The sequence below is a fragment of the Flavobacterium sp. J27 genome (assembly GCF_004303025.1).
Classification (GTDB): domain Bacteria; phylum Bacteroidota; class Bacteroidia; order Flavobacteriales; family Flavobacteriaceae; genus Flavobacterium.
In genome coordinates this window covers 304,655-314,360 of sequence record NZ_PJQW01000002.1, presented here as the reverse complement: position 1 = coordinate 314,360, position 9,706 = coordinate 304,655, and the positions used below count along the sequence as shown (strand labels likewise).

General features: G+C 30.1%; 8 protein-coding genes. 7 read left to right on the top strand and 1 reads right to left on the bottom strand.

What is annotated here, in order from left to right; translation table 11 throughout:
* The 7 genes from CX675_RS20090 to CX675_RS03425 form a co-directional block, all read left to right on the top strand.
* Positions 1-816: VC_2705 family sodium/solute symporter (locus CX675_RS20090; RefSeq protein ID WP_240723582.1), on the top strand; the 816-nt coding region annotated here is incomplete at its 5' end.
* Positions 817-1,103: 287 nt separating this feature from the next.
* Positions 1,104-3,785, top strand: a complete 2,682-nt coding sequence (locus CX675_RS03450; RefSeq protein ID WP_130733820.1) for an ATP-binding protein — start codon at positions 1,104-1,106, stop codon at positions 3,783-3,785.
* Between the two features lie 24 nt (positions 3,786-3,809).
* Positions 3,810-4,172: a response regulator transcription factor gene (locus tag CX675_RS03445; protein WP_130733819.1), complete on the top strand. Its 363-nt coding sequence runs from the start codon at positions 3,810-3,812 to the stop codon at positions 4,170-4,172.
* Between the two features lie 96 nt (positions 4,173-4,268).
* Entirely contained in the window at positions 4,269-6,176 is a 1,908-nt protein-coding gene (gene acs / locus CX675_RS03440) for an acetate--CoA ligase (protein WP_130733818.1), read from the top strand.
* An 83-nt stretch (positions 6,177-6,259) separates the two neighbouring features.
* A complete protein-coding gene (locus CX675_RS03435; protein WP_130733817.1) occupies positions 6,260-6,808 on the top strand; it encodes a DUF2867 domain-containing protein in 549 nt (182 codons plus the stop codon).
* A gap of 5 nt (positions 6,809-6,813) precedes the next feature.
* Positions 6,814-7,251 carry a GNAT family N-acetyltransferase gene (locus CX675_RS03430; protein WP_130733816.1) on the top strand — a complete coding sequence of 146 codons (438 nt, stop codon included), beginning with the start codon at positions 6,814-6,816 and terminating at the stop codon, positions 7,249-7,251.
* Between the two features lie 120 nt (positions 7,252-7,371).
* Complete coding sequence (locus tag CX675_RS03425; RefSeq protein WP_130733815.1) at positions 7,372-9,102, top strand: APC family permease; 1,731 nt, start codon at positions 7,372-7,374, stop codon at positions 9,100-9,102.
* Here the strand turns inward: CX675_RS03425 and CX675_RS03420 are convergent, their stop codons facing one another.
* Positions 9,103-9,705, bottom strand: a complete 603-nt coding sequence (locus tag CX675_RS03420; RefSeq protein ID WP_130733814.1) for a PolC-type DNA polymerase III — start codon at positions 9,703-9,705, stop codon at positions 9,103-9,105.
* Position 9,706 lies beyond the last annotated feature (1 nt).

The following is a 9,706-nucleotide window of genomic DNA, read 5'->3' as shown; positions in this document are numbered from 1 at the left end:
AATTATGCAGATATGCCGAAATGGTTTACCAATTGGGAAAAAACAGGCTTATTAAAATATGAAGATAAAAATGGTGATGGTAAAATCCAATATTATAATGATAAATCTAAAGATGAAGCCTTTTTAGCCGCTCAAGAGGCAAAAGGGTTAAAAGGAAGTGAGCTAACTATCGATAATGACATAATGGTTTTAGCAAATCCAGAAATTGCACAATTACCAAATTGGGTTATTGCTTTAGTAGCTGCTGGTGCTTTAGCTGCTGCTTTATCTACAGCTGCCGGACTTTTGTTAGTTATTTCGTCTTCTGTTTCCCACGATTTAATTAAAAAAATGGTAAATCCAAATATTTCTGAAAAAGGAGAATTGTGGGCAGCACGTGGTGCAGCAACAGTAGCTGTAGTCATTGCAGGATATTTTGGAATTAATCCACCAGGATTTGTGGCGGCTGTAGTAGCATTGGCATTTGGTTTGGCAGCCGCGTCATTTTTCCCAGCAATTATTTTAGGTATTTTCCACAAAAAAATGAATAAGGAAGGCGCAATTGCAGGAATGATTGTCGGTTTATTATTAATGCTATTCTACATGCTTAAATTTAAATTTGGTTTATTCGACGGAGGTAAAGATGCCGTAGCTGGATTGAAAGAAAGCTGGTGGTTTGGAATCTCTCCAGAAGGTTTTGGTACTATAGCTATGATAGTAAACTTTATAGTTGCTTTTGTAGTAAATAGTTTTACCAAAGAACCACCACATGATGTGCAAGAAATTGTAGAACACATTCGAATTCCATCAGGTGCAGGTGAGGCAGTAAATCATTAAAAAAATAAAATATTTTATTAAAAAAACGCTGTAAGAGTTTACAGCGTTTTTTTTCAGTTTAAAAGATAAAATTGTATTTTTAAACAGATAAAAGAATGAAATGAAAAAAAGACACCAGCAAAAACTAGTTGTATTAACTGTTTTTCTTTTTTTAAGTTTTAATATTCCCTTATTGCTATTATTTGATAGCAGTGAACCTTTTTTGGGAATTCCCATATTTTATATCTATATTTTTTCCATTTGGACTTTTTCAGTTATTGTTTCTCTCATTATAGTGAATAGATATTATGAATAGTGTTGTTTTAATCTTAATTCTGTTATTATATCTTACCTTTCTTTTTTTTATTGCACATTGGGCGGAAAAGAAAGAAAATTTGAAATGGGCAAATAATCCTTATGTATATTCGCTTTCATTGGCTGTATATTGTACTGCTTGGACTTACTATGGTAGTATTGGTGTAGCAGCAAATTCGGGATTAAATTATTTAACTATTTATATTGGTCCCATAATAATCATTCCTGCATGGATTATTATTCTAAGAAAAATTATTCGTATTTCTAGGTTAAATAATGTGTCTAGTATTGCTGATTTTATTTCGCTGCGATACGGTAACAGTCGTTTTTTAGGCGCTTTGGTTACCTTGATTTGTTTAGCTGCAATTTTACCTTATATCGCTTTACAATTGAAAGCCATTTCAGAAACATTCCATGTTGTAACTAAAACTCCAGAAAATTCTTTAATAATATTAGATACTACGACTTATGTAGCAGTAGCTTTAGCATTATTTGCTTCTTATTACGGAACTAAATATGTAGATGCCTCCGAGAAAAGGAAAGGAATTATAACAGCAGTTGCTATGGAAAGTATTTTAAAATTAATTTTTTTCGTACTTATTGGCTTGTATGTAACCTATATCATTTATGATGGGTACGAAGATATTTACCAAAAAGCATCCATTTTAGAATATTTTCATGAAAAGAATACTATTGGAAGCATAGAAAACGGAATGAATTGGTTCTTTTTGTGTATGCTATCATTGTTTGCGATTTTTTTATTGCCTAGACAGTTTCATGTTTCTGTAGTTGAAAATAATAGAGAAAGACATATTAAAACCGCTTTATGGGTGTTTCCTCTATATTTGTGTATTTTTAATATTTTTGTTTTTCCTATTGCTTGGGGTGGAAATGTACTTTTTTTGGGAGAAGAAAAAAATGCTGACACTTTTTCATTATTAATTCCTCAATATTATAACAATACTTTCTTAACCATACTTGTTTTTCTAGGAGGTTTTTCAGCTGCTATATCCATGATTATTGTTTCTAGCATTAGTTTATCAACAATGCTCAGTAATAATCTTTTAATTCCATATACTTTTTTAGGACGTTTAAAAAATGAAGCTCAGGAAATTAATAATAAAAAAATTGTAAACATCCGTAAAGTAGGTATTTTTTTGTTAATCATTATTGCTTATTTAATTTATCGCTTTTTTGCTTTAGATTATAGTTTGGGGTCTATCGGACTCGTTTCCTTTGTAATTATTGGCCAATTAGCTCCTTCCTTTTTTGGTGCTTTATTTTGGAGAAGGGGTTCAAGTTTAGGAGCAAAAAGCGGAATTATTATCGGTTTTTTGGTTTGTTTATACACACTTTTAATTCCGTATGCTTATGGCTTAACCAATACAACAAACACATTTATAGCTTCTGGTTTATTCAATATCGATTTATTAAAACCCTTAGCGTTGTTTGGATTAGACTATTTATCTCCCATTGCTCATGCCTTTTTTTGGAGTATTTTATTTAATACAATGGCCTATTTTGCTGTTTCAGTAAGTTTTAAAGGAAATTATAGAGAAAGAAACTATGCAGAAATGTATATCGATATTGATAAATACAGTACTAATCATGAAAATGCATTTGTATGGAGAGGAACTGCGTATACTCGGGATATTGAAAAAGTATTATTAAAATTTTTAGGAGAAGAGCGTACACAAAGAGCCATGACTATTTTTAATACAAAATACAATGTAGATAAGAATCAAGAAATGGCTGATGCACGTTTAGTAAAATTTGCGGAGAATCTTTTAACAGGGCATATTGGCACTGCTTCAGCTAAAATATTAATTTCAAGTGTAGTGAAAGAAGAAAAAATTACACTGCCCGAAGTTTTAAAAATTTTAGAAGAATCAAATGAAAATATTCAAATTAATAAAAAACTAATAGAAACTTCTACTGAGCTGAAAAAAATTACAAATCAACTGCAACAGGCAAATGAAAACTTAGTAATAAAAGACAAACAAAAAGACGATTTTTTAGACACTGTTACACACGAATTACGCACACCTATTACCGCCATAAGAGCTGCAAGCGAAATATTAATTGATGATGATGACATTCCTGAAGATATACGAAAACAATTTTTAACTAATATTATTTCAGAATCGGATCGATTAAATCGTTTAATTGATAAAATACTTGATTTAGAAAAATTAGAAACGGGTAAACAAAAATTAAATTTAAAACTAAATGATTTTTGGAAAACAGTAACAGAAACGATAGAACCGTTACAACAGTTGATAAAGAATAAAAATATTAGTATCCTTATTGAAAATAAAAATTTATTCTTAATCATTTATGATGAAGATCGAATGATTCAAGTTTTAACCAATTTAATCTCTAATGCCATAAAATTTTGTCCCGATGAAGGAGGAGAAATTAAAATTCAACTTGAAGAAAGAGAACATTTTTATGAAATAAATGTAATTGATAACGGTAAAGGTATTGAAGCAAAAGAAGCTGAAATGATTTTTGACAAATTCTATCAATCTGAAAATCAAAACATAAAAAAGCCTCTTGGTAGCGGATTAGGTTTAGCAATTTGTAAACAAATTGTAGAATTACATCAAGGAAAAATTTGGGTAAAAAACAATGATAATACTGGAGCATGTTTTACTTTTACACTTTTAAAATAACCACTTAATAACGGCTAAAATAGCATGAAAAAAATACTATTAGTAGACGACGAACCGAATATTATTATGTCATTAGAATATACTTTTAAAAAAAATAATTTTGAAGTATATATTGCTCGTGATGGTCAAGAAGCATTAGATATTTTAAAAAACCATATTCCAGATGCTATCATCTTAGATGTTATGATGCCTAATGTAGATGGCTATGCTACCTTAGAACAAATTAAAATGAATCCCGATTTAGAACATTGTAAAGTCATTTTTCTATCAGCAAAAAATAAAGAGACTGATATACAAAAAGGATTAGATCTAGGAGCTAGTGCCTACATGACAAAACCTTTTTCTTTAAAAAAACTAGTAGATAAGGTAAAAGAATTAATAGAATAATAATATTAATTACAACTATACTAATTTAGCAATATTATCTTTACATCTTCTTAATAGAATTACTATATTTACGTAACAATAAAAAAATAACAACAAATGAGCTATTATAAAATAAATGACTTAGAGAATTATTTTAAAATGTATAAGAAATCGGTTCGTGAACCAAGAAAGTTTTGGGACAAAATTGCTGATGAAAATTTCAGTTGGTACCAAAGATGGGATAAAGTTTTCGAATTTGATATTGAAGAGGCTCAATTTAAATGGTTTACAAATGCAAAAGTTAATATAGCTAAAAACTGTATTGACCGTCACTTGAATAAAAGAGGAGATAAAACAGCAATTATTTTTGAACCCAATAACCCTGATGAAGAGGCACAACACATTACGTATAATGATTTGTACGTTAGAGTAGCCAAAATGGCTAATGTTTTAAAAGCACAAGGGATAAAAAAAGGAGATCGTGTTTGTATTTATCTACCTATGATTCCTGAATTAGCCGTATCAGTTTTAGCATGTGCTAGAATTGGAGCCATACATTCAGTTGTTTTTGCAGGTTTTTCTTCAAGCGCATTATCAAGTAGGGTAAATGATAGCCAATGTAAAATGGTGATAACCTCAGATGGTGGTTTTAGAGGAAATAAGACCATTAACTTAAAAACCATTGTAGATGAAGCCTTAAAAGATTGTCCGAGTGTTGAAAAAGTCTTAGTAGCAAAAAGAACAAATGAAAATGTAGCGATGAAAGAAGGAAAGGACTTGTGGTTGCAACCTCTTTTAGACGAAGCATTAGATAATCATGTAGCTGAAATTATGGATGCAGAAGACCCATTATTTATTTTATATACTTCTGGTTCTACAGGTAAACCAAAAGGAATGGTTCATACTACTGCTGGTTATATGGTTTACACGGCTTACACATTTAAAAATGTATTCAATTATGAAGAAAATGATGTGTATTGGTGTACCGCAGATATCGGTTGGATTACTGGTCATTCTTATATTGTATATGGTCCTTTATTAAATGGGGCAACTACAGTTATGTTTGAAGGGGTACCTTCATATCCTGATTTTAGTCGTTTTTGGCAAGTTATTGAAAAACATAAAGTCACACAGTTTTACACAGCACCAACAGCCATTAGAGCATTAGCAAAAGAAAGTGTAGATTATGTAAAAGGATTTCCATTAAGTAGCTTAAAAGTAATTGGATCAGTAGGAGAACCTATCAATGAAGAAGCTTGGCATTGGTATAATGATCACGTAGGAGGAAAAAGATGCCCTCTTGTTGACACATGGTGGCAAACAGAAACAGGTGGTATCATGATTTCTCCAATACCATTTGTAACGCCTACAAAACCTACCTATGCTTCCTTACCATTACCCGGAATCCAACCTGTTTTAATGGATGAATTGCGCAATGAAATTGAAGGCAATCAGGTTACCGGAAGTTTGTGTATCAAATTCCCTTGGCCATCGATGGCAAGAACAATTTGGGGCGATCACGAGCGTTATAAACAAACTTATTTCTCAGCTTACCCAGGGAAGTATTTTACAGGTGATGGCGCATTGCGAGATGAAGTAGGGTACTATCGAATTACTGGTAGGGTAGACGATGTGATTATTGTTTCCGGACATAATTTAGGAACAGCACCTATAGAAGACACTATTAATGAACATCAAGCTGTTGCTGAAAGTGCAATTGTAGGTTTCCCACATGATATTAAAGGGAATGCTTTATATGGTTTTGTAATCTTAAAAGAATCCGGAGAAAGCAGAAACCAAGACAATCTTAGAAATGAGATTAATAACTTGATTGCAGATAAAATAGGTCCAATTTCTAAATTAGATAAAATACAATTTGTAAGTGGTTTACCAAAAACCCGTTCAGGAAAAATTATGCGCAGAATTTTACGTAAAATTGCAGAAGGCGAAGATGGTAATTTTGGAGATATAACTACGTTACTAAACCCCGAAATAGTAGAAGAAATTAAGAATGGAAAAATATAAACTACATTCCTAAATATAAAGTAAAAGGTTGTTTCATTTTAAGCAACCTTTTATTCTGTTTATTAGTTAATAACTTTAATCCAATGAAAATAGAAGAGGTAGCGTATCCGAAAGAATCGTTATTGTTTCAAAAAAATAAAGATTACGATTATGTAGATAGTTTTCGAGGAACTATTGTAGATAAACAAAATAAAATAACACCTTTAGATCTTTTAAAAGCTTTTTTTAGTTCAGGCCCAAAATGGATTTCTAATTTGTTTGCATTACGAAATAAAATAGTTGCTCTTTTTGGATTAAAAATAAGTACAAATGTTACTGATAAAGAACAATTAATAGCTTCTTTAAAAGGAGTACCCAATGAACAAATTGGACTTTTTAAAGTCTTTGAATCCAATCAAAATGAAATCCTAATTGGGGAAGATGACAAACATTTAAACTTCAGAGTTTCCTTGCTTTTAAAATCTTTAGAGAACGATGCTTTTTCAAAAGAAATCTATATTACAACAACCGTTATTTATCATAATAATTTTGGAAGACTCTATTTTTTACCTGTAAAAATTTTCCATAAGAAAATTGTACCATCTATGTTAAAATCAATTATTGCAGAAATAAAAAACGAAGTAATAATCTAACTTTTATGAAAGAATCAATTGTAGCAAAAATAGTAAAAGATACTTTATCGGATGAAGTAAGTATTTTATTGCATCAACTCAATCCTGATTTAGAATGGACTACTATTAAAGAACGACAAGAACAAATGTTTCAGTTTCCAAATTACATTTGTTTTGGTTTATATCTAGATAATAAATTAATTGGAATAACTTGCGCATGGGTAATGGTTCGTATTTATTGCGGAAAACAAATTGAAATAGACAATGTTATATTGGATAAATCCTATCATTCAAAAGGATATGGAGCGGTTTTAGTGGAATTTATTGAAAAATGGGCTATTGAAAACCAATGTAATACCATAGAATTAAATACCTATGTACAAAATTCTAGATCTCATAAATTCTATTTCAATCAAGGCTATTCTATTTTAGGGTATCACTTTCAAAAAAGAATATTAAAATAAATTAATACTATAATTTGTACAAAAGATAATAGTAAAAAAGGTGGTTTTCGTTTAATTTTTAGTAACTTTCTCCTATTATTTTTGACCACTTTATTTATTAAAATAATACGAAAAACTAAAATGTCACCATCTAAAATAAAAAAATTAGGAGAGTTAGCTTCAACTGCGATTTGTGGAAATGATATTAGTTCATCTGTTCTTTATGTTTGCGCACTATCTATATTCTATGCCGGTCAGTATGCTTGGATTACCCTTTTAATTGTGGCATTTGTATTATTTTTATTTCGAAAAATATATGGTGAAGTTGTGGGTGCTTTACCATTAAATGGAGGTGCTTACAATGCACTATTAAATACAACCAGTAAACAATTAGCTTCTGTTGCAGCGACACTTACCTTATTGTCTTATATGGCTACAGCTGTTATTTCTGCTAATGAAGCCATGCATTATTTACACCATTTAGTACCACAAATGCCTGTTCTTTTAGCTACAATTGTTTTATTAGCCATTTTTGCAGCCTTAGTAATTGGTGGTATTTCAGAATCTTCAAAAGTAGCTATCGGAATTTTTATTTTTCATTTAACCTCCTTAGTTATTTTAACTTTTTTTATTATTAATTATTTTATTTTTAATGGGTTTCACCAATTTGTAGAAAATTGGAACTTACCCACACAAGGCAGTATTGTAATGGCCGTTTTTTTTGGCTTTTCAGCCTCTATGTTAGGTGTATCTGGCTTTGAAAGTTCGGCTAATTTTGTCGAAGAACAAAAGAAAGGCATTTTCCCTAAAACGTTGCGTAATATGTGGATTGTGGTAAGTATCATTAATCCATTAATGGCATTTTTTGCCTTGAGCATTTTTTCTATGAATATGTTGCAAAGTGATGCATTTCAGAATACATTATTAATTGAAATGGGGCTATTTGTTGGAGGAAAATGGATTGGTACTCTAATTGCAATTGATGCTGTTTTGGTATTAAGTGGAGCCGTTTTAACTAGTTATGTTGGTGTTTCTGGCTTATTAGAACGCATGACACTCGATCGAATTTTACCAAATGCGTTACTTAAAAAGAATAAAAGAGGTAGTTCGTATCGAATCATCGTATTGTTTTTTATTTTAAGTGTTTCTGTATTATTAATTACTAATGGAAATGTAAAATTATTAGCAGGTGTATATACCATTTCATTTCTTTCGGTAATGGCATTATTTGGTTTTGGAAATGTTTTAATGAAACTTAAACGAGCAAAATTACCTAGACCAGAAAAAGCAAGTTGGATTGCTGTTTTAATTGCAATTTCTGCAGTATTAATAGCGCTAGCAGGTAATATTTTGATGAAACCAAAAGACAATCTGCCAAGTAATATTCAGGTGTTTCTTCCTTATTTCTTAGTTACCATTGGTTTTATCATTTTTATGCTTCGAAGAATTATTATTTTAAAAGCTATTTTAAGTGTTTTTAAATATTTTAACAACAGTATTATTAATCTAATTAATAGTATTATTATACAAGAATTTGTTTTCTTTACCAAAAATGACGATTTAGAACATCTGAATATTGTGATGTTATATATTAAAGAAAATGAACAAACCAAAAGAATTAAGATTGTAACTGTGGTAAAACCAAATGAAACAGCTTCAGAACGTTTAAAAAATGACATTGCATTTTTAGATAGAGAATATCCAGAAATTAAAATCGATTTTATTGAAATTGAAGGGGAATTTGGGCCAAGATTAATTAACGAATTGTCCAAAAAATGGAAAATTCCAGTAAATTTTATGTTTATAGCTTCACCAAGTGATAAATTTCCTTATAAAATTGAAGAATTAGGTGGTGTGCGGTTAATTATGTAATTAAATGTCTAATTTTCGTTTTAATTTTAAAAAAAGTAATGCTGTAATATAAGCATCTCCTGAGGAAGTGTGTCTAGCAGTTTTCCTGATGTTATAAATATGACAGAGTTCATCCAAAGAAGTATGCTGTTCTTCAGGTAAATATTTTAATCTTTGATACATAATATCTGTATCCATATACTGATTTTTTAATCTACCAGCGTTTAATCTTGTTAAAGCTTCATTAATCATATCAATATCAAATGCAATATGATGACCTACTAATGTGGCGTTCTTTATAAAATCTAAAAAAGAAACGATTGCTTCTTCTTCAGTAATTTTTTCTTCTTTCCCTTCTTTTAAAATACCATGAATGGGAACACTTTCAGCATTAAAAATAGATTGAGCAATAAAGCATTCATAATAATCATTAATAACTATTTGATTATTTACAATTGCAATGGCACCAATAGACAGCATTCTATCCATATTAGTATCCAATCCTGTCGTTTCACAATCAAAAACAACATATCTTTTTTCATTGCTTTTTACTTCAAAATGAGTAAGATATTCTTTCCAATACTCAGGGTAGTTTTTAATAATAGTGGAAAATGGCCATTTCATA